Origin of the sequence: Catenovulum sediminis (genome assembly GCF_007289895.1) — a bacterium.
Lineage (GTDB): Bacteria > Pseudomonadota > Gammaproteobacteria > Enterobacterales > Alteromonadaceae > Catenovulum > Catenovulum sediminis.
In genome coordinates, this window is record NZ_CP041661.1 from 38589 (window position 1) to 61342 (window position 22754).

At 40.7% G+C, this 22754-nt stretch carries 15 protein-coding genes; 4 read left to right on the forward strand and 11 right to left on the reverse strand.

Annotated elements, in window-relative coordinates:
• Positions 1–166 precede the first annotated feature (166 nt).
• Positions 167–1438 (forward strand): O-acetylhomoserine aminocarboxypropyltransferase/cysteine synthase family protein, encoded by a 1272-nt coding sequence (locus FNT16_RS17805; protein WP_143873085.1) that lies wholly within the window; start codon positions 167–169, stop codon positions 1436–1438.
• A 69-nt stretch (positions 1439–1507) separates the two neighbouring features.
• On the opposite strand, the gene FNT16_RS17810 is transcribed toward FNT16_RS17805, so the two are convergent.
• From FNT16_RS17810 to FNT16_RS17820, 3 genes are read right to left on the reverse strand one after another with little or no spacing between them, the layout of a single operon-like run.
• Entirely contained in the window at positions 1508–2506 is a 999-nt protein-coding gene (locus FNT16_RS17810; protein WP_143873087.1) for an aldo/keto reductase, read from the reverse strand.
• A 31-nt stretch (positions 2507–2537) separates the two neighbouring features.
• On the reverse strand, positions 2538–3371 hold the full coding sequence (locus FNT16_RS17815; protein WP_143873089.1) for an amidohydrolase family protein: 834 nt from the start codon (positions 3369–3371) through the stop codon (positions 2538–2540).
• Between the two features lie 14 nt (positions 3372–3385).
• Positions 3386–4399, reverse strand: a complete 1014-nt coding sequence (locus FNT16_RS17820; RefSeq protein WP_143873091.1) for a zinc-binding alcohol dehydrogenase family protein — start codon at positions 4397–4399, stop codon at positions 3386–3388.
• Positions 4400–4830: 431 nt separating this feature from the next.
• On the opposite strand from FNT16_RS17820, the gene FNT16_RS17825 reads away from it, so the two are divergent.
• The gene (locus FNT16_RS17825) at positions 4831–6321 is read left to right on the forward strand and encodes a mannitol dehydrogenase family protein (protein ID WP_143873093.1); all 1491 of its coding nucleotides are present in this window, start codon (positions 4831–4833) and stop codon (positions 6319–6321) included.
• Between the two features lie 151 nt (positions 6322–6472).
• On the opposite strand, the gene FNT16_RS17830 is transcribed toward FNT16_RS17825, so the two are convergent.
• Together FNT16_RS17830 and glpD are read right to left on the reverse strand one after the other, a co-directional pair.
• A complete protein-coding gene (locus tag FNT16_RS17830; protein ID WP_143873095.1) occupies positions 6473–7852 on the reverse strand; it encodes an MFS transporter in 1380 nt (459 codons plus the stop codon).
• Between the two features lie 108 nt (positions 7853–7960).
• Complete coding sequence (gene glpD / locus FNT16_RS17835; RefSeq protein WP_143873097.1) at positions 7961–9490, reverse strand: glycerol-3-phosphate dehydrogenase; 1530 nt, start codon at positions 9488–9490, stop codon at positions 7961–7963.
• A gap of 246 nt (positions 9491–9736) precedes the next feature.
• On the opposite strand from glpD, the gene FNT16_RS17840 reads away from it, so the two are divergent.
• Both FNT16_RS17840 and katG read left to right on the forward strand, forming a co-directional pair.
• The gene (locus FNT16_RS17840; RefSeq protein WP_143873099.1) at positions 9737–10414 is read left to right on the forward strand and encodes a nucleotidyltransferase family protein; all 678 of its coding nucleotides are present in this window, start codon (positions 9737–9739) and stop codon (positions 10412–10414) included.
• A gap of 663 nt (positions 10415–11077) precedes the next feature.
• Positions 11078–13288, forward strand: a complete 2211-nt coding sequence (gene katG / locus FNT16_RS17845; RefSeq protein ID WP_143873100.1) for a catalase/peroxidase HPI — start codon at positions 11078–11080, stop codon at positions 13286–13288.
• A gap of 52 nt (positions 13289–13340) precedes the next feature.
• Here katG and FNT16_RS17850 read toward each other — a convergent pair whose 3' ends face one another.
• The 6 genes from FNT16_RS17850 to FNT16_RS17875 all read right to left on the reverse strand — a co-directional run bounded on the left by FNT16_RS17850 (position 13341) and on the right by FNT16_RS17875 (position 22744).
• Positions 13341–14186, reverse strand: coding sequence for a sugar phosphate isomerase/epimerase family protein (locus FNT16_RS17850; RefSeq protein WP_143873102.1), 846 nt, complete (start codon positions 14184–14186; stop codon positions 13341–13343).
• A 12-nt stretch (positions 14187–14198) separates the two neighbouring features.
• Positions 14199–15734, reverse strand: coding sequence for a rhamnogalacturonan acetylesterase (locus tag FNT16_RS17855; RefSeq protein WP_143873103.1), 1536 nt, complete (start codon positions 15732–15734; stop codon positions 14199–14201).
• Positions 15735–16025: 291 nt separating this feature from the next.
• Positions 16026–18344, reverse strand: a complete 2319-nt coding sequence (locus FNT16_RS17860; protein ID WP_143873105.1) for a chondroitinase-B domain-containing protein — start codon at positions 18342–18344, stop codon at positions 16026–16028.
• A 459-nt stretch (positions 18345–18803) separates the two neighbouring features.
• Positions 18804–20126, reverse strand: a complete 1323-nt coding sequence (locus tag FNT16_RS17865) for an MFS transporter (RefSeq protein ID WP_143873878.1) — start codon at positions 20124–20126, stop codon at positions 18804–18806.
• A gap of 22 nt (positions 20127–20148) precedes the next feature.
• The gene (locus FNT16_RS17870; protein WP_143873107.1) at positions 20149–20490 is read right to left on the reverse strand and encodes a cupin domain-containing protein; all 342 of its coding nucleotides are present in this window, start codon (positions 20488–20490) and stop codon (positions 20149–20151) included.
• 7 nt (positions 20491–20497) lie between these two features.
• A complete protein-coding gene (locus FNT16_RS17875; RefSeq protein ID WP_143873109.1) occupies positions 20498–22744 on the reverse strand; it encodes a heparinase II/III domain-containing protein in 2247 nt (748 codons plus the stop codon).
• Between the last annotated feature and the right edge of the window lie 10 nt (positions 22745–22754).

The window sequence follows — 22754 nt, forward strand, 5'->3', positions numbered from 1 at the left end:
TTTTAGGCACTAAATATACAGTTATATGACAAATTGTAATATTTTCGTTATTTTGGAATTTACCGGTATTTAGCGGGTCATAGATCAAATTATTGAGCTAACCTATATAGGTTTTGCTTGCATTTAAAATTCAGTCGTACAACAAGAAAAACATAAAGGGGAATTTATGAAATTAGAATCTTTAGCTTTACATCATGGCTATGAATCAGAAGCCACCACTAAAGCCGCTGCAGTGCCCATTTATCAAACAACCTCGTATACATTCGATAACACTCAGCATGGGGCTGATTTATTTGATTTAAAAGTTCCGGGCAATATTTACACCCGCATAATGAATCCAACAACGGATGTATTAGAACAACGGGTTGCAGCAATGGAAGGTGGAATTGCCGGGCTCGCACTGGCTTCCGGCATGGCCGCCATCACGTATGCCATTCAGTGTATAACAGAAGTCGGTACTAATATTGTTAGTACCAGCCAATTATATGGCGGTACGTATAATTTGTTTGCTCATACTTTGCCACGCCAGGGTGTTGATGTGCGTATGGTATCGGCAAACGATTTTGCCGGATTTGACGCAGCTATTGATGAAAATACACGCGCTGTTTTTTGTGAGTCAATTGGTAATCCGGCAGGTAATGTTGTCGATATTGAAAAATTGGCCGAAATTGCGCATAAACACGGTGTACCGCTCATTGTAGACAATACAGTTGCAACGCCATTTTTGTGTCGTCCAATTGAGTTAGGAGCTGATATTGTTGTGCATTCTTTAACAAAATACATCGGCGGTCATGGTACATCTGTCGGCGGAATTATCATTGATTCGGGTAAGTTTGATTGGGTCGCCAATAAAAATCGCTTTAAATTGCTTAATGAGCCAGATCCTTCGTATCACGGCGTTGTCTATACTGAAGCGTTAGGCCCAGCTGCTTACATAGGTAGATGCCGAGTTGTCCCTTTAAGAAACACAGGTGCGGCTATTTCTCCGATGAATGCATTTCAAATTTTGCAAGGCTTAGAAACGTTAGGTTTACGCATGGAACGGCATTGTGAAAACGCTGAAAAATTAGCCAGCTTTTTAAGTCAGCACGAAAAAGTAAGTTGGGTTAACTACGCAGCCTTAGCGGACAGCCCTCACAATAAAAACTGTCAGAAAATCTCAAACGGCAAAGCTTCCGGTATTTTAAGCTTTGGTATTAAAGGTGGTGCTGAAGCCGGCGCTAAATTTATTGATGGATTACAAATGATATTGCGTTTGGTCAACATTGGCGATGCTAAATCATTAGCTTGCCACCCAGCCAGTACGACGCACCGTCAATTAAACCCTGACGAATTAAAAAGCGCAGGTGTGAGTGAAGATTTGGTTAGAATTTCTGTAGGTATTGAAAATATCGACGATATTATTGCAGATGTGACACAGGCATTAGATGCGGTTTAAAAACTGAGTGTTGATTAAAAAACGAGTATTGGTTTTTAACTTGATGTATAAACCAATACTCAAAAAAATTTACACGTCACAATCCATTAATCCGGCATTGCGCATGTCCTGCCAAAACGCTTGTGGTACGCGGGAATTTACAAGCTCGGTGTTACTTGTCACTCTACTTGGTGCACTCGAATTCAGTGCAATAGATTTCACTTGTTCAAACAAAAATGAGAACTGAACACAGGCTTCAGCAGGTCGAATATGATGTTTGTCACACAAAGCTTGAAACTTGTCACGCCATGCATAAGCCTCGGGATGGCTGCTACGATCAACTTTTTTATAATCGAGGTTATCACTCCCTAATAAAAAGCCGGCGTTAAATACCGCTGAATTAATAATAGTGACATCTTGTTTACCCAGCTTCTTTAGCAAGTTAAGTGCTTTTTCGGGATGTGTAAAAGGTGTTAAAGAGCAAGCAAACATCGCCCAGTCGAGCTTTATATGATCGCTGATAAAATCTATCACGGATACATCTTTAGATCCCACTCCGACCGATTCTACTTTACCCTGCTCTCTTAATTCTAAAAGTGCTTTATACGCATCTAAAATATCCTGCTGTCGTTTTTTATAATCATCATCATTTTCGGCAGCGGCTAAATACTCGTCAGGATCATGCACTGAAACAATTTGCGCTTTATAGGGTGCTAATAATTCGTTGCCTTGCTGGTAACAATTTAAAATGCCCTGATACGAAATATCCTGCACGGCATCATGTTTTATATTTATCCATGCACCGGGTTCAAAGGTTGGTTCAGCTGTGGTGAGCTGGGTTCTTTTCCAGCCCAATTTATTACTAATTTTGACGCTGTCTGGGTTTACATCTAATTGCTTTAAACTCTGCGCTAATGACTCCAGCGCTAAACCCGCACCATATTTACCGGCACTATCAAAAACAACGGGTTTACTGCCAGAGTTCAAAGCGGCATCTACCAATTTGAGTTTGGTTTGTTCGTCCAGTTCAACAAATAAATTACCTAAACTGCTGGTACCAAAAATGATTTTCGGGAATGGTGTATTCATAGGATATTACTCTGTTTAATGAATTTAGGCACTAGTCAATCTGATAGAACTTGGCTGCGTTTAATCCAAATATTTTGTCAAAATCAGCTTTATAGTTTGCGTTTACATACGCTTGTACAATTGATTTGATTTGCGAGTAATCGCCACCTAATAAACAAACCGGCCAATCCGATCCGTACATAACCCTGTCAGCGCCAAAATTGCCAAAAATGACATCGAGGTAAGGATAAAAATCTTCTGCTTGCCAGTTTTGACAATCGGCTTCGGTGACCATGCCTGAAACTTTACACATCACATTTGCATACTGGCTTAATTTTTCAATGTTGGTTTTCCAGTCTGCAAAATTATGGCCTGTTTTGATATCTGGTTTGGCTATGTGATCTAAAACAATTGGCAAATCAGGGAGTTGTTTAAGCAGTTGCAAAGCTTCCGGTAGCTGATTCGCAAAAATTAACAGGTCATAACGATACCCCTGCTCTGCTAATATTTTTAGCCCTCGCACAAATTTTTCGCGCAACATAAAACCAGCTTCGGGTTCATCTTGTAATACGTGTCGAAAGCCTTTTAGTAATTTATTTCCCTGATACTGTTTAAGTTGCTCAGGCAAGTTGTCTGCGGCAATATCTATCCAGCCGACAACCCCTTTAATAAAGGTGTTTTGCTGCGCGAGTTCAAGCAACCACTGAGTTTCAATATCAGATTGACGTGCTTGTACCGCAATACAAGCATCTAGGTTATTCTGCGCTAATACGGGTTTTAAATCTTGCGGAAAAAAATCACGGCGCAAAACAGATTGGTCCTCACCAATCCAACCATAATCTTCTTCGGTAAACTGCCAAAAATGCTGGTGGGAATCAATTTTCATCTTGTTATTCTCTTTTAGTCCATTTCAACTACGGCCTTAATCACGCCTGATTCTGGTTTAACCCAAGTTTGAAAACTTTCGATTAAATCACTGAATTTAGCGGTATGCGTCACTAACGCCTGACTGCTGACTTGACCGCTTTTCAGGCATGCTACAACATGCTCAAAGTCTTGCAACGTTGCATTACGACTACCCAATAAGGTGGTTTCTCGTTTATGAAATTCTGTATCGGTAAATGAAATTTCACCTTTAACGACACTAACAAAAACAATCGTACCGCCATGTGCCAGTTGTGTAAATGCAGCTTTCATGGCCGATACATTACCTGTGCAATCGATAATGACAGTTGGAAATTCACCTTGTGTGAGCTGTGCTAACTGGGCTTCTACATCGCCTAACGCATTAACGGTACCGGCAACGTTATACTTTTCTTGACAAAACTTCAGCTTGTCTTCTTTCACATCCGAGATCAAAACTTTAGCACCGGCAACTTGTGCAAATTGCAATGCACCTATTCCGATAGGCCCGGCACCCAACACCAAAACGGTGTCTTGTTCACTGATGTTAGCGCGTCTAACCGCATGTGCGCCGATTGCCAAACATTCAATAACTGCCAAATCATTAAAATCCAATCCTTCACTTTTAACAACGGCCGTTTCGGGCACACATAAATACTCGCACATTCCACCGTCTCTGTGCACACCCAATACATTTATATCAGTGCAGCAATTGGGTTTGCCATTGCGACAGGCAATACATTCACCGCAACTTAAATATGGGATGATGTAAACAGATTGACCAACCGGTAACTGACTCCCTTCCCCGACTGATTCGATAATACCCGAAAGCTCGTGTCCCAATACACGGGGGTAGCTGAAAAATGGCTGGTTGCCGCCGAATGCGTGAATATCTGTGCCACAAATTCCGATAGATTTAATTTTTACCACAACTTCGCCTGCTTTCGGCACTGGTTTATCTGATTCATGTTTTTCCAGTACACCTGGCTCTACACATACAATCGATCTCATGTGTTTTCTCTCTTTTATTCACTTAAGTTTGTCAATTTTAACACCGAGTGTGTATTTTTCCACTATAAATTCCATATATAAATTTATATATTTATATTTAACCTTTAAATTTAGATTTAAAAAACATTCAATTGCGTGTTGAATAACTCATAAAAATTTCATATCAACCTGTTTTTAAAGATATTTTAAAATCATACAGAACCGTAAAACAGCAAAGCGAGAACATGAGTTAATTTTTACATACACAACAAACAATCCACATAGGAACAATAAAGATAAGACAAACATTCAAACTAAAAATTTTTAAATACCGTGTAAAAAAATATAAATAATTACTAAAAAACACCCAAAATTTCACATATAAACATTAACAAGCACATACAAACTATGTATGATAGCTGTAAATACGCCAAAATTGAGGATACTCAACCGTGCAGCCATTAAATGTGCAAACACTAAACAACATAAACGAATTTTCAGTGCCCAATTACCGTACAGCAGATAACAAGCCCGAATCTGGTATTGTTCATTTAGGACCCGGTGCATTTTTTAGAGGTCATCAAGCTTGGTATACACACCAAGTCATGCAGAAATTGGGTGGTGATTGGGGTATCACTTGTGTTTCAATGCGCTCAACGGGTGTTTGTGATGCGTTATCACCGCAAGATGGTTTGTATACTTTAGCGGTATTGGATGCCCAAACTTCTTATGAAATATTAGGTTCAATTAACGAAGTGTTCGTTGCCGGCAGTCACCATCAACAAATTTTAGATAAATTAACGTCGCCAGCATGTAAATTGGTTTCAATGACCATTACGGAAAAAGGTTATTGCCTGAACAACAAAGGCGAACTTGATTTAGATAACGTCGAAATAAAACAAGATTTAAGCGCAAATAACCAGCCTGTTACAGCTATTGGTTTATTGATAAGTGCGTTGGCCATACGTAAAAACCAAGGTTTAAAGCCTTTTACGGTTTTAAGCTGTGACAACCTCACCGACAATGGTAAAAAGCTAAAAGCAGCCATTGTTAAATTTGCCAATCAGGTGGATGAATCATTGGCTTTGTGGTTGGACGACAATCTTATTAGCCCCTGCACTATGGTAGATAGCATAACACCTGCAACAGACGATGCGTTGCGCGCTCAGGTGCAGGATAAATTGGCAATTCAAGATAACTGGCCAATTAAACGCGAAGCATTTGTACAGTGGGTTATTGAAGATACTCTGCCTGCTGATTGTCCAAAATGGTCTGAAGTAGGTGCAACTTTAACATCTGATGTGCGTGGTTTTGAAAATGCAAAACTGAGGTTGTTAAATTGTCCGCATTCAACGCTTGCGTATTTAGGTGTTCTGGCTGGAATTGAGACCGTTTACGATGCAATGCAAAACCCTGAGTTGGTTTCGCTTATTCAGCAATTGATAAAAACGGAGATTATTCCTTCTTTTGTTGCCCCCAAAGAATTAGATGTAAATGCATATAGCCAAGCAATTTTAGACCGATTCAGAAACCCGGCAATCCGCCATTTATTAAGTCAGATCGCATGGGATGGTTCGCAAAAACTACCGATGCGCATCATTCCAATTGTTGAGCATAACGTAAAAGCTGGGATCAGCATCGATTATCTGTCAGTCGCATTAGCGGCATGGTGTTTGTTTTGTCGCAAGCGCTTTATTGAACAAGAAACTTTAGTTGACCCACTCGCCGATCAGCTATTTGAGATTGCACAAAATTGTGTTGATGATGCGAACAAAGATGTTAAACAATTTCTGACACTCGAAGCTGTTTTTCCACCTGAGTTAGCCAAGAATGAAAAATTTGTCAGTAGTTTAACAAATGCTTATCAAGTGTTGCTGCCAACCTTGCGCGATGCTAATGCGTTAGATTTAACGCAGTTATTACCGCAAACAGCTGAAGTTTAACAGGCCGTAAAATTTTAAACTGGACACGTTTGATGTAAAAGCTGGTGTTTAATAGGTTTGCTGACGAATGCTTCAGATTTGAACAAAAAAATGCTCTGTAGTTTAGGAATTACAGAGCATTTTTAATTTGCGGTGTTAATGATAATTTACTTCAACCATTTCCGATCAGCCGTTGATACTTTTTTAATCTATAAATAGCAACTAATGCAAGTACCGCTGATAATACGGTTCCGATAGATAAAATAACGCGCATTGCAACAATAGTTGAAGCGCTTTGCTGCCCACCTAGCTGCGCATCAAAATTTATTTGATTTAAAGTAAAACCAGAAAACAACATTGCGCCGCTAATACAAAGCTGGGTAACAATATTATGTACAGATACAAATACACCATTTAAATTAGTAGAATGTATTGCTTTGTTAGCTGCGGTATCCGCCACTAAAGAGTGTAATAATATCGCCATTGAAGCCCATACGACGCAACCTAGCATGGCGTCCAGAAATAACCAATATTCAGCGCCCGGTGTATAGACAAACCATTTTACAGCGCCACCTAAGGCAGTAATAAGATAAACAATGATAAAACCATTCAATCGCCCATAAGATGAAACTAACTTTAAAATCAAGGGGACAGATAGTAACCCAAATCCAGCATAAGCGGTTGAGACAATGCCTTTCCAGTATGCACCGTCAGCCAATTCTCCAGCCTGCATATAATAAACGATCAGGTAATAATCCATAGATGCAGCATAAACTGAAATAAAATATTGTGAAAAAGTAATCAACAACAACAGAACAAAAGCTGGATTGGCTAACACTTGATCTAGATTTTTTATTAAATCGCGTGGCGGTTTACTGGCCGGGACATATTCTGATCTAGAAGTATGTGTAGATTGCTGCCAAAAAGCCGGTAACATGCCAGCCAAAGCAATAAATATAATGGCAATGCCCCAGCCAACCCATTTAATACCCATGAACAAACCGCCAAATAAACTCATTTGAGCAAGCGGAAACGCCCATTGGTAAATCAGCGAGCAAACTTTACCAACTATCGAATTAAGTGCCAGTAAGTTTACGCGTTCTTGGCTACTGTCAGTCGCTTCATATACCAAACAAATATAAGGAATTAAAAAAAACTCTGCGGCAATACAAAACAATGAATACGCAATTGTAAAGTAAACCAATTGATTTTCACCCTGCCAACCTACAGGTACTTGCCAAATTGCACCATAACAAATCGCGGTAATCAGTGCACCGAAAACAATAAATGGTCGCCGATGGCCATATTTTTGCTGACATGCATCACTAAATTGCCCAACCCAAGGACCAAGCAAAGAAGCAAGTAACAAAGGGATCATCATGGCCGCGGCTAACAAAAAAGGATCTACGGCCAATGTCATTTGATAATAAGGGATTGCCAGTACACCGACACCTTGACGAATAAAAAAAGCACTAAAGGTACCGCTTGATATCATCAATTTGTCTTGCAAATTCAGCGTGTTTTTTTGTTGCTCTTGCACATACTCAGCCACTTAAAGAGTTCTAATGCAAAGTGTAACACAATCCGCTAAGGTCGCTTTGGGTTCACCCAAACCTACCTCATAAAGCGTTTTGTTGAAATATGTTTTTAGTAAAGATACTTACATATCTTTAGTGTATAGGTAGTCTGCTAACTTTTGTTTTTCGATGTGAGTAAGTTGTAACCCAAGTTTTGTCCGTCGCCAAAGGATATCATCAAGCGTTTTCGCCCATTCGTGAGCGATTAGATAATCTACTTCGGCTTGATAAAAATAGTCACTAAATTGTAGACCCAAGTCTGAGATAGATAATTTTCCGTGCAGTATTTTAAAACTTAATGTGCCATAACTACTGACAAATCTCGCAATTAATGGTTTTGGTAACCAACCATACCGACGATTAAGTTCTGCAGCTAGCTGTTGTTTACTGCTAAAGTCTCCACCCGGTAAGTGTTCGCGTAACGTCTGGCTGGCTGTTACTGCTGAAAAATAAGGTTTCAGTTTATCGACGGCCTTCTGGGCCAGTTTACGATAGGTTGTAATTTTTCCACCATAGACAGATAACAAGGGCGCGACATTTTGGTGATCCTGGCCAATATTTTGCGAACCAATATTTTGCAAAAATAACGAATAGCCTCGAGAAGCGGATTGTGCATGTTTATTTTGCCCGTCAACTAATGGCCGAACACCGGAATAACTGTGTACTATATCGGATACATGGATCTTATGTTTAAAGTAAGTATTACAAACGTTCACTAAGTACTCAGATTCAGCACTTTCGATTGAAACATTTGCTGGATCTCCCTGAAAATCAATATCTGTTGTGCCAATAAGCGAATAATTCTTTAAATACGGGATCACAAATACAATTCGTTTATCTGCGTTTTGTAATATATAGGCTTGCGGGTCGTCGTGAATTTTGGGTACGACAATATGACTGCCTTTTACTAATCGTATATGACTGGGTGCGTTAAGCGGGAAAACACCCGTGAAGAGGCTTTCGACCCATGGCCCGGCCGCATTTACGATGGTTTTACATTTTACCGTTGTGACTAAATTAGTTTTTGAGTTGGATTGTAATTTAACTTGCCAGCCATTTTTATCCGTAATGCGGCGCGCTTCTATACAGCGGGTTTGGGTGAATATTTGTGCGCCTTTTTGTCGCGCAGACATCGCATTGAGTACGACCAGCCGCGCATCGTCAACCCAGGCATCTGAGTATTCAAAGCCTGCTGTTATCCCGTTTGCTAAAGGGCTATTTTGATCAAATTTAATATATCGTGAGCCATTAAAGCTTTTTCTTTTGCTTAAATGATCGTATAAAAACAATCCTAGGCGAATCAGCCATGCTGGGCGCAAATGCGATTGGTGTGGCAAAATGAAACGCAATGGCGAAATAATATGAGGGGCGTTTTGTAAAAGTATTTCACGCTCTTGCAGAGCTGATCTCACTAAAGAAAATTCGCAGTGCTCTAAATAGCGGAGCCCACCATGAATAAGTTTTGAGCTGGCAGATGACGTTGCACTGGCTAAGTCATTTTGTTCACATAATAAAACTTTAAGCCCTCGCCCTGCCGCGTCATTTGCAATACCGACCCCATTAATGCCACCCCCTATCACCAACACATCAAATTCTTCTTGTTGTTTGTCCATACATGCCAGCCCTTTACGTACCTTTAATGTTAAGCATAGCACTGACCTGTATTTAGAATTCTGCTAATTTTCGACTTGATGATACAAACCTTGTTCTACACTCGTTTTTTGTTGTCAATTAAACTTTGACGGCCTACCATTATCTTTATCTGCATTTCGTAATAAACCAACCAATTGATAATTCGTTTTGACTTAAAGTAGTAAATCTGGCGATAGAAAAGCAGTGGGAAAAAACAAGGATATTAAATGATTTATCTCGTGTTATTGGCCGCCGGACAAGGTGCTAGATTTGGCGATATTAAGCAGCTTGCGCCGATATACGTCAATGCTAAAGCAAATTCGCAACACAATGAACACAAACTCACGCATACCGAGGCGCAGCTCATTAACGTACAACTGCAAAAGTTCAGTTCGCTGGCAACGCCAATCGTTTTAATTTTAGGTTATCAACAACAGTTAATTAAAAACGCGATTAAAGCGGAATATAAACAGCATATTACCTGTGTAAACAACAACAGTTGGCAAACTGGCCTGTCGAGTTCTATTCAGTGTGCCGTCACAACCGTGCGCAATTTAACTAAGCGCAACAATCAAGATGACTCACAATCTGCGCTACTTTTTGTGCCATTGGATTTACCTTGTTTACAAGCCAGCGACTTACAAAAACTGATAGATCAATATCAAACATCTCCAACACAAATCTGTTGCAGTGAATATCAAAACCAGATTGGCAGTCCGGCTATTATTCCAGAGCAATATTGGCCACAACTGCTCAAATTAAAAGGTGACCAAGGCGCACTTAAACTCATCAAAAATCAAGCCCATTATCAAAAAGTAGCACTTCCTAACGCTGCATATGACATTGATACCCAAGCCCAGTTGAAAGCAATGCAAGCACTGAATTTTCACATAGAGTCTCCATAAAATAAGTTTTGCTTTGCATGTACTAAACCAAAGTTTATTAAAGCTTTAATGCAGATATTTATTGTTATTCACACTGACGGGGCAAATTAGGTAGTATTCTTTTCAAAATCTAATCAGCCCTTTTCTGACAAACACATAGCGCAATATTTTGCTTTTAAAACCGAAAAGTTAAACAAGTCCTTTAACAACTGTTCACCTTTTCAATTTAACATTAACAACTTCATATCAATAAACCGTAAAACTCTCCATTAAAAACCGTTTTAATCTTATCTCACGTAGCAAATTAGGTACTATTGAATGTCAATTTACGAACTCACGGGGCAAAATAGGTAGTAAATAACAAATATTGGCTATTCCTGGCTCCGGCACGTAGCTAATTAGGTAGTAATATCCAACATTGCACGCGTTTTGTGGCTAATTTTCAGCCAAAAGATATACTATTTATTCAAAAATAAGCCGCTCTAAAGGGCATAACGTCTCACCACGGGTCGTTTTAGGTAGTAATAATAGATATCAATACTACCTAATTTGACATCCCGCTAAGCCCTGCAAAACTTAGCATGATAGCTTCACCGCAAATCGAAATTTAGCTTTGTAGTGAACCTTAGCCAAACGAACTTCGTTTAAAACCAGATAGGTTAATATTAATAAAAGGAGAAAGTCATGGGTAGAAACGATTCTGCACCTGAAGGCAAATGCCCTGTCCTGCATGGTTCACGCACCAAGGTTGGAGACAAAGGCACAGCTAACCAAGACTGGTGGCCTAACCAGCTCAATCTGAATATTTTGCATCAGCATAGTGATAAGTCTAGTCCTATGCCTGAAGGGTTTAACTATGCAGAAATGTTTAACAAGCTGGATTACGCCGCTTTAAAAAAAGATCTAGAAGAATTAATGACAGACTCCCAAGACTGGTGGCCTGCCGATTATGGACATTATGGACCGTTTTTTATCCGTATGGCTTGGCACAGTGCGGGTACATACAGAATTGGAGATGGTCGTGGTGGCGCCGGCACAGGCTCACAGCGTTTTGCCCCCTTAAACAGTTGGCCGGATAATGGCAATTTAGACAAAGCGCGGCGATTATTATGGCCGCTTAAACAAAAATACGGCGATAAAATTTCCTGGGCAGATCTGATGATTTTAGCCGGTAATGTAGCGCTTGAAAGCATGGGTTTAAAAACTTTTGGTTTTGCCGGCGGCCGTGAAGATATCTGGGAACCTGAAGAAGACGTTTATTGGGGCGCTGAAAAAGATTGGCTGGGTGATGAGAGATACAGTGGTGAGCGCGATTTAGAAAACCCGCTGGCGGCCGTACAAATGGGTTTGATCTATGTTAACCCAGAAGGTCCAAATGCTAACCCGGATCCACTCGCTGCAGCTGTTGATATCCGCGAAACTTTTAAGCGTATGGCCATGGATGATTATGAAACCGTCGCGTTAATTGCAGGGGGACACACCTTTGGTAAAACACACGGTGCTGGCGATCCCGCGCACGTTGGCCCAGAACCGGAAGGTGCACCGTTAGAAGCTCAAGGTTTTGGTTGGTTAAATAGTCTGGGCAAAGGTAATGCTGGTGATACGATCACCAGTGGTTTAGAAGGCGCTTGGACGCCAACACCGACAAAATGGGATAACAGCTTTTTTGATACCTTGTTTGGTTATGAGTGGGAACTTACAAAAAGCCCAGCCGGCGCACATCAATGGAAACCGAAAAACGAAGATGGCAAAGGAACTGTGCCGGATGCATTTGATCCGATAAAACATCATGCGCCTATGATGGCAACCACAGATTTAGCATTGCGGGAAGATCCAGAGTACGAAAAGATTTCACGTCATTTTCACCAGAACCCCGATGAATTAGCAGATGCTTTCGCCAAAGCATGGTATAAACTGACACATCGGGATATGGGTCCGATTGCTCGTTATCTAGGTCCGGAAGTGCCCGACGAAGAATTAATCTGGCAAGATCCGCTTCCCTCAGTTGAGCATGATTTAATTCATGATGCAGATATCACATTACTTAAAAACAAAGTTTTATCTTCGGGACTGAGTATAGCGCAATTAGTATCGACTGCATGGGCTTCAGCATCAACATTTCGCGGATCAGATATGCGAGGAGGTGCCAATGGTGCGCGTATTCGATTAGCGCCACAAAAAGACTGGCAAGTGAATCAGCCTAAACAATTGCAAAAGGTATTAAACGTATTAGAGGGCATTCAAAGTGACTTTAATCAGCAGCAATCCGGTAATAAAGCAGTTTCATTGGCAGATGTGATTGTTTTGGCTGGTTGTGCAGCTGTCGAAAAGGCGGCGAGTGACGCAGGTTATAAAATCGAAGTGCCCTTTACACCTGGACGAGCTGATGCAACACAGGATCAAACCGATGTCGCTTCTTTTGAGCCACTTGAACCGATCGCTGACGGTTTTAGAAATTTTCAAAAGAAAAAATTCAGTATTGGCGCAGAGCACATGCTAATTGACCGTGCACAGTTATTGCAATTGACCGCACCAGAGATGACGGTACTGGTGGGTGGATTAAGGGTGTTAAATGCCAATACCGAGCAATCACAACATGGTGTGTTTACTAAACGCCCTGAAGTATTAAGTAATGATTTTTTCGTTAACTTATTAGATATGTCGACACAATGGCATATCAGCGGTACCGACGATGAAATCTTTGAGGGCCGATGTCGTAAAAATGGCGAACTAAAGTGGACAGCCACACGTGTTGATTTAGTTTTTGGCTCTAACTCTCAACTTCGAGCATTAGCCGAGTCGTATGCTTGTGATGATTCACAAGCGCGATTTGTCAACGATTTTGTGTGTGCGTGGAGTAAAGTAATGAATGCAGATAGGTTTGATTTAGCTTAGTGGTTCATTATCGATGTCGTGTTTATTGCAGTGCAATAAACACGACATAACCTTAAATATTCTTCAATTGGTGGCGCATAAATGCCTGGACTTGATGAATGTTTTCTGAGTTTGTATTTTCTAAAATAGTATGTATAAGCGGTTTCTCGCGCGCCAACCAATTCAACAAATAGGCATGGTCAAATTCGCCTGTACCAGAGGGCAAATCGCCTTCTTTTTTTCCATTTTCAATGACAAAGTCTTTACAGTGTACTGCAACAATTTTGTCACCAAACATTTCAAATGCTTTTTCCATCAGTTCGTGTTGACGAGTGCACTGACCCAGCGGGAAAAAATTGACAGGGTCATAAATCACCTGAACATTAGCAGAGTTTACCAACTCTAGCAGACGTACCATTTTTTCGTATGAGTGAATGGTGTGATGATGCGCAACCCCTTCAATCCCAACAATAGTACCGTATTTTTCTGCTGTGTCAGCCAATCTTCGGATAGAATCAACCAACTCTAAAAAAGCAGATTCACTTTGGCTTTTCGGGTGATAACTGCAATCTGCGTTGCACGAGCCTGTTTCGGTGCCGACAATCGCGCAACCAAAATCGCGGGCAAATCTGAGATGTTCTTCAAATCGCTGTAAAGATAACTCTTTCTGTTTTGGGTCGGGGTGAATAGGATTAATATAACACCCTAACACAGCAATATTAATGTGATATTGAGCAAAAGCATCTCTAATATGTTGAGCGAGTCCGGGCGTTATTTGGCCAGGTTTTTCTTGTATAAACGGGAAAGATTTTGCTAATGCCAGTTGAATACAATCCGGCTTATAAGCTGCTAATTTCTGAGCAATATGGGCCGGTGTACCCGTACCATAATCGTGCGCTCTTAAGCCTAAGCTAATCATTTGATCTACCTTCTAGTGGGCTAAAATATATTGTAGTTCGGCTGCAACTAAACTGGCTGACAATCGCGCGCCTTCATAACTGGTATGCGTATGTTTATCGGCAAATAGCTTATCTACTTTTAATTGTCCAAGCTGGTTGTATTCCTGCGCAACTTGATTGTGTAGATCAATTAACGTTGTACCACTTTGTCGTGCAACCTGCTTAGCCCATAGTGGATATCGCTCGTTATCTAATTTTATTTGTGCTGTATCTTTCTGCCAAATTTTTCGAGGGACTGGCGTAACTATGATGGGTTTAACGCCAAATGCTAATGCTTCACCAATCATTTTGCGCAAATAACCACCATAACTTAGAACTTTCTCTTGCTGTTTGGTAAGCATGTTGTTGATTTCTTCATATTCAACACCAATACCATTAATCGTGCCACGTGCTCTGTGATTGTCGTTTAGAGCAGCGGCGTCGTTGTGGCCAAACTGTATCAAAACAAAGTCACCCGGTTTCATCATATTTAACGCTCGCTGCCAATGCCCACCTGTAACAAATGTTCTGCTACTCAAACCACCAATGGCGCGATTGACTAAATTAACTTTATTAGTATCGACAAACTCTCCCAGCAACGAGCCCCAACCCCACTCAAGATTAGCGCCATCTCCAGCACCGTTTCTCACCGTCGAGTCACCTACCATAAAGACACTACGCAATGACTGATCAGCAACCACGGGCAGACGCAACCACGTCCAATCATAAGATTCAATAGTAAGACCTCGCTCACTAAAATAGCTTTTATTTAATTTGGGTTTGATTCCTTTTAATACCGCGACAACTGATTGAGCGTGTATATGTGCACCCATGTGATTGAAGTGTGTATGGTCTTTGGGATAAAAAGCAGCCGTTTGCGCTGCGCCTAATGTTTCTAATTTATCCGCAACAGCATTGGTAACATCCAGATAAGCTGTATTTAACTCCCATGCTAACTGATACATCCAATAGCCGTATTTGCCGGAACCTCTTTCAATACGATGCCCGTACCACTTATTTCTAACAGTCAAAGACATCAGTACGGGCGTCGCATTTTTCTCGCGAACGTCCGAGACCATTTGTCGAATATAATGCCCAAAAGTATAAACACGCTCTTGTTGTCCGGTTAGTTTATTTTGAATATCAACAAACTCCTCTTTAATACCTGCTAATGTTCCGCGTGCCCGTCGTGCATCATTCACCGGACTTGCATCATTATGACCAAACTGGATAAGCACCAAGTCACCTGCCTGAACATCATTTAATAACTGCTGCCATAAACCTTCCGTGATAAATGTCCGGCTACTACGTCCCCCTCTTGCTCTGTTATCTATTTTTACTTTTGTTAAGTTGAAATAGCTTTCGAAAACACCTCCCCAGCCTTGCTGATCTTCTTTGTTGTATCTTGCAGCTGTTGAATCCCCGGCAATGAAAATTGTTTTTGGCATTAATTCTGTTTCTTCTGCACACACCCAATGCGTGCACAACAGCAGACAAATTAAAATTTTGTTGATGATGTTCTTTTGCATAATCCCCCCAAATACAAACAACCCTTAAGATTGTATTTGAGTGATAATGAATAATCAAGATTGATATTGAAGTTTTGGTGGTACACCCTAAGCCTAGATCTGACAAACTAGGTATAACGAGAGCCAAAACTTCAAATAATATGAATGAATGTTTGTTACTTTATTAGGCCGACAAACATGCTTAATAAAGAAAAAGATAATTGAAAACACAGATAGTGAAAAAACAAAAAGGAGCGTAAACGCTCCTTTTCTAAATACTTTAAAATTACACTCGTTAACGATAAAGAAGTATTAAAGTGACCATGTCCAAGTAGAACCTGGGCCTACTTCATCAGCAGATATTTTATAAAGTTTAGATACATCGGCACCTACACCTGCTTGAGCGCCCGTACCACTCACTAGACCATCTGCATTGGTTGTCGTTTCGGCACCATCTACGTCGCCTGAGACAGTAGAGATATCAACTGAGCCACCATCTGTGACATCTGAAACAAATACATGGTTATTTGTCTTAACTGAGTTAGAGTTTAACGAGCAACCGATACCGGTGAAATCGTTAGACTCAGTACCCACTGTTTTACTTAAACCGCTGTCAGAAGTTGCAGCAATTAAGTTATTGCTGGTATTCAAATAAGGCGGGAAAGTAAGACAACCTGAGTCTTTGTCATCAAAGCCAAACGCTTGAGCAACATTTAAAATAGTATTGTTGTTAATAGTTACCGCTAACTCTGCATCGGTATAATTAGCAATGGTTAACTTATTACCACTGTTACCCAACATATCGTCGTGGATATAAATACCACCACGGTCACCACCGGTATAAGCATCTTCAGCAATATAGTTATTGCTAATCGTATGGCCTAACGCAGACAAACCAATACCACCAGTTTTCAAACCAGAGCCAGCAATAATAATATTGTCAGAAACCGTATTAAAAGCACCGTCTTCTAATGAAATCATACCCACAGAGTTAACAATGGTATTGCCTTTAATGGTATTTTGAGAGCCTTGAACACGGAACAAACGCTCTTTAACCTGCACAGTATCAAACAAGTTATACTGAATTGTGTTTTTACCCAAGTGGGTTGAACCTTCACCGGTTGTACGACCAACCTGCATGGCAAAAGCCTCACTGGCAGCTGAACCATCCGTAGTGAAATTAGTGAAGTGATTGTACTGAACAGTATGCCCTTCTTGGTCACCATCTGTTTCATTGTGCCAGATTGAAATAGCACCACTCTTGTTAATAGAGGCATCCGTACCACTAAACAAGTTGCGCTCAACGATACTATTTAGGCCTTTAATCTCAATCCAGAAGAAACCTTGATCACCTACATGATCTTTGAAAGTTGTATTGCGAACGACAACACCGTTGCCATCCATTTTTAACATTGCATCGGTAGAGCTTGAAGAGTCACAAGCGGTATCACCAGAACCACCACCTGCAAAGAATGCTTCATTTTCTTCAAAAACCAGCCCGTCGATAACAACATTATCACCCGTTAGTGCAAAACAGGTTTTGCCTTTGATAACCGCGTCACTATCTTTAGTGCGCGTTAATTTAACACCGTTTGTTGATACCACTAAACCAACGTCTGATCCTGTTGTATTCGCATCAAAAGCGATATCTGTATAGGTACCCCCTATCGCACTACCCAATGCGATAACATCATTTTCAGCGGCGTTTTGCACGGCTGAAATCAGTTCTGCAGCATTTTTAACAACCGCCGAATAAACAACATCCGTTGCAGTTTCAGTTAAATCTTTACTACCATTTTGGTAGGTTACTGTCACCGACAAGGTTTTCTCTAAGTCCGTCGCTGCAACCGTATAATTTGCGCTTGTCGCTCCGGTTATAGCAACATCATCTGCATACCACTGATAGGTGGCTGTCGCATCGTTAACGCTCAAGGTAGCCGTTAAATCCATGCCTACAGTAATATCTGAAGTTTGACTTAAGGTAAGGCTATATGAAGTTGGATCAATGATCGGATTCGTCTTATTAGAAACAGGCATTTCAACTAAACCAAATGAATCAGTGTAAGTTGCCTGCACAGAAATCTGTTTGCCCACTTCATTTATTGTTGTTGTGTAACTTGCTGCCGTTGCGCCGGTAATTGCCGCATCGTCTGCATACCACTGATAACTAATACTACCGTCAACGCCATCAGCGTCAGTTACATCAGCCGTTAATTCAGCGCCGAATAAAATAACACCATCATCTGGAATGCCAGAAATTGTAATCACACCGTCACTGACCATCTCTGGCACTGGATCGGTTGTTTTAATTAACAAGCTTTCAGCCTGACCTGCATCATCCGTATATTCTGCTTTTACCGAAATATATGAGCCAACTTCGTCAGCGGTTAATGTATAGCTGTTACCTGAAACACCACTAATTTGCGTCTCACCAGCCCACCAAGTGTAATTTACCGTTCCGCTCAAACCGTCTATGTCTGCTACGTCAACGGTTAGATTACTACCAACTTCAACATTTCCGTTTAATTCTATCGTGCCATGTGCATTTGCCGGATCAAAATTGTCATACACCCCATTGCAACCTGTTGTCAGCAACGCTGTGACAGACAACGCTATTATTTTTTTATTCATACCTTCAATCCTATTTAATGACTCTTACAATTAACATTACAAATCAATATAAGTGACTTACAATTAGTATCAATTTGTAATACACAAATGTCAACATATTTTCAAAATAAATAAAACAAAATATTTCAACTGGGCTTAAATAACGGCCATTAAAAGCAGAAAAAACATACTAACTATAGTCTATTACAGCAAACAGGCTAGAAAATCCGCTGTTTTTTATAAAAAAACAAGCCAAATTTGTAAAACATTTAAAGTTAATAGATGTGCATCAACCGACTAGATGTAAGACAGAAGAATCAAGTAGAAAGGTATAAATGTAACTCGAAGTGACATTAAATAAAAAGAAAGATTACAGATTGAACTAAAAGCAATTACCAGCGCATGATCACCTTTACAAAACAAATGTCTGACAATAAAAAAGCTCGTCCTTGAGCTTACACGACACTCAAACTTTAATAATTAATGTTCTGTTACGCTATGCGCACCATTCATAGGTTCGTCTTTGCGTTTAACAGGTTTAATTTTACCGCCAACCAACAGTACCGCGATCAACATCAATGGCACCAAAGATGCGCCTAAAATAAAGAACGGTAAATAATATGTTCCGTCTTGCGTGATAATAGGCACTATCTGTATTGCGGTAATAACACTGACCACACCAACCGCACCACTAATACCGGCAAGTGAAGCGACACTTTTACCTGAGAAATAATCGCTCGGCAAAGTTTGGATATTGTTTATCGCAGTTTGGAAACCAAACAAGATAATTGCAATTAACCCCATCGCCAACATCGGGCTACTGGCAACGGAAGTTGCAAGTAAAGCAGGCAACATACACGCGCCACCTAAAGCAACAACCGTCTTACGCGCTTTATTTACACTCCAACCACTTTTGATTAAGCGACCGGACAACCAACCGCCAAAAATCGCGCCGATTGCTGCACCAACGTAAGGGATCCAAGCTGAAGCACCGATTTCTTTAACATTAAATCCAAACTTATCGTTTAAATACAAAGGCAACCAAGCAACAAATAACCACCAGATAGGTTCTATAAAGAAACGACCTAAAATCACGCTCCAGCTTTGACGATGTGACAACAACTGTTTTAAAGTTGGCACATATTCATCTACTTTAAGCTCATCAATTTTATCATCTAACTCAACTGCTTTTTGACCGGTTAAAATGTATTGACGCTCTTCTTCAGTAATCCAAGGGTGCGCATCCGGACCACATTTATACACGATTAACCATGGAATCAACCAAACAAAACCTAAGCTTGCAACAATGATAAAGGTTGCCTGCCAACCGAAAAAGGCATATAAAGCAGCGACTAATGGTGGCGCAATAATGCTCCCCATAGAAGCACCGGCACCGAATATTCCCTGCGCCAAGGCACGCTCTCTAATTGGAAACCACTCGGCATTAGCCTTAGTCGCACCCGGCCAGTTACCGGCTTCACCCAGACCTAGTAAAACCCTGAATAAACTGAAAGAGGCCACTGAAGTTGCAACCGCATGCAGCGCAATTGAAACAGACCAAACAACGATAGAAAGCAAAAAGCCAATACGCGTGCCCACTAGGTCAAATATTTTACCAAACAGAGCCTGACCCACTGCATAGGCAATTAAGAAGACACTCATGATATTGGCATAATCGTGACTATCCATGCCTAAATCTTCAGCAACACTAGGCCACATTACCGATAAAGCAGTTCTGTCAATATAGTTAATAATGGTTGCAAATGAGACCAGGCTGACAACCAACCATCTCAAATGCTTCATTTTAAAAGAAGAGTTTTTCACATTAAGCTCCTAAAAAGTCTTCGCGGACAGGGCTAAAGGTATCCAGTAAAACCCCTTCACTTTGACAGACTGCCCCATGCTCCACATGTGGCGGGATATAAAAACTATCACCGGCTTTTAAACGCTTAATTTCTCCACCAACATTGACATCAAATTCACCTGACTCAACGTAAGTTACCTGAGAATGATGATGGCTATGCACATAACCTTCAGCGCCTTTTTTAAACCAAACTTTAACGACCATTAGGCTATCGTTGTAACCCAGTATTTGACGAGTAATACCTCCACCCAAATCTTCTACTGGAACTTCGTCGGCATATACAAAACATTTACTTTCGCTCATAACATTCTCACTTCTTTGCTAACTTAAATAATTTAACCGTTTGATTGAGTGCATAGGTGTGCCCATCCACTACAAACGACTGTGATTGACCGGATTGATTGTGATAAGCGATAACAAACTGACTATTGTCATCTCTTTCTACATAAACCATGTGAACTGCACCTTGTTGTTCATAGCTCAACGACTTGATGCTACTTTTACTTTTTAAGGTGTATTCTTTTGAAGGGTTATACTCGCCATGCGCTTCTAACAAACTGACAAACTGATAATCTGTTTGCCCTTTAGCACGTAAAATAAAAGCTTTGTCTTCACGTAAGTTAAAATTAGGATCATTTGCGCCAGCGCGTGTAAACAACACTTCTAAATTGGGCGAGTTGACCGCATTCAGACTATAAAATCGGCCATTATCGTTTAGCCAAGTGATTTTTCGAATCTGTTGCTCATCTGATGGTTGAGCTTGCGCGGTTAACCACAAATGTTGATAACCACTTTTAGTGCCTAAAGCGTTTAAGCTTTCAGCATGCGCTTGGTAGTCGAAGTTGGCTTCAATAAAATGCCCACTATAGTGAAATGGCAAATCATATTGATGCTGGGTTTTAGATTGAGCCGCAAATATATCAATCACCCAATCGATGTTTTCTTCTGGCACGGCCACTAATGCAGTCGTGCGCGTTAAACCAACGCCTTGGTAAGCAGTATCGATAGAGGCTGAAGCCAATTTAACTTGCTTGTCATTAGCAAACAGCTCAAGTTTAGGATGATGCTGATTGCCAACTTCGGTAATACCATCAAAATGACTGGTTTCGTCTACAACCAATGTATTATGCGCAACCGTTTGCTGTGCATATGAATCATTTTCAGGTAAATAGCGACCACCAAATTTTGCCACGACATTTAAAAAGCGCGCTGCGCCATAGTCTGTCAAAATTTCTGCGCCATTGTCATAAAATGACAAGCCCATTTTATCAAAATGACCGTGGCCTAACCCCTGAGAGGTTGCTTTAAAAGTGACGACACTGGCTTTTTTGCTGCTATCACTGCGTAAAACAACAAATGCACCTTCGTTTCCGCTTGCACCATCACCAAACGCTTGCGTTTTGAATTGATAGTCAGTTTCTTGGCCTTTATCCAGCGCTTTTGCAACTTGTAAACCATCCCCTGTCAATATCACGCGCCCTTGTTGTTTGGCGATATCTAACAATCCAGTTTCACCGGTAATCCCGTACGCAATTGCAATGCCATGAACAAGTTCAATCGTGTCGATACCTTTATCTTTTATCGCGTCATTTATCGGAAAAAATAACCCGTTATAACTTAATTGCGCCGTGGTATTAATCGCTTTTAATAACACTTGATCGCGATATTCAAATATTTTTCGCTCTGGCTGATTGTTTTCAATTGCTTTTGCAAAGGTTACAAATGGCATCAAAGCATAACGCTGATAATAGGGCCCTTCATTGTAGTAACCGTTTGGCGAAAACAGCTCATCTAGCTGGCGCATAAAACCGCCAGTGCCGGATTTATCCAAACCATATAGCGCTTTTTCAACCCACTCGGGTTTATCCAGTACGTAGCCGGTCATGCCCACAGCACATGTTGCCCAAGTACCATGGTTATGAACTTTATTAAAAGTTTGTGGTGACTCTTCTGATAAAAATAGCGCGACTGGCTCTAACACACCTTTTTCAATCGTTTCACGTTCTGACTCTGACAAATGTGGCAACACAGCGTCATAAGCCTGAATAGTATGTACTAACCAAACCGCTTCGTTTAACCCCTGCCAGAATAGCTGTCCCGGATTAGAACTTTTAACCTCTGGATGCAGTGACAAGGTCGGATACAACTTAGCGTATTCAAATAACACGTCTTTGACATAGTTAGCATATTTAGGATCTTGCGTGATTTGGTACAAAATCCCGGCATCGTACATCAAACGATAGTTGTTTTTGTGTACTTCGTGCGTATAACCGCCGCCCGCATCTTTTGGATACGGTACATTTAAAGGCTGCTCAATTGCTTTGTCTAAACGAGCCTGTTTATTTAAAAATTCAGTTTGAAAACGTCCTGATACTTTAATGGCTTCACGCATTGCCATTACATCTTCAAAGGTGTTCACCAAATTAGGGTGCTCGACCAGCTGCTGAGTATTCTTACTCAACAGTTGACCCGCATAAGCTGATGAGACTGGAGCAATGCCAACATATGAAATCGCAAGGCCCAACACAACATATCGATTAAATTTAGATAATTTCATTGCGATTAGC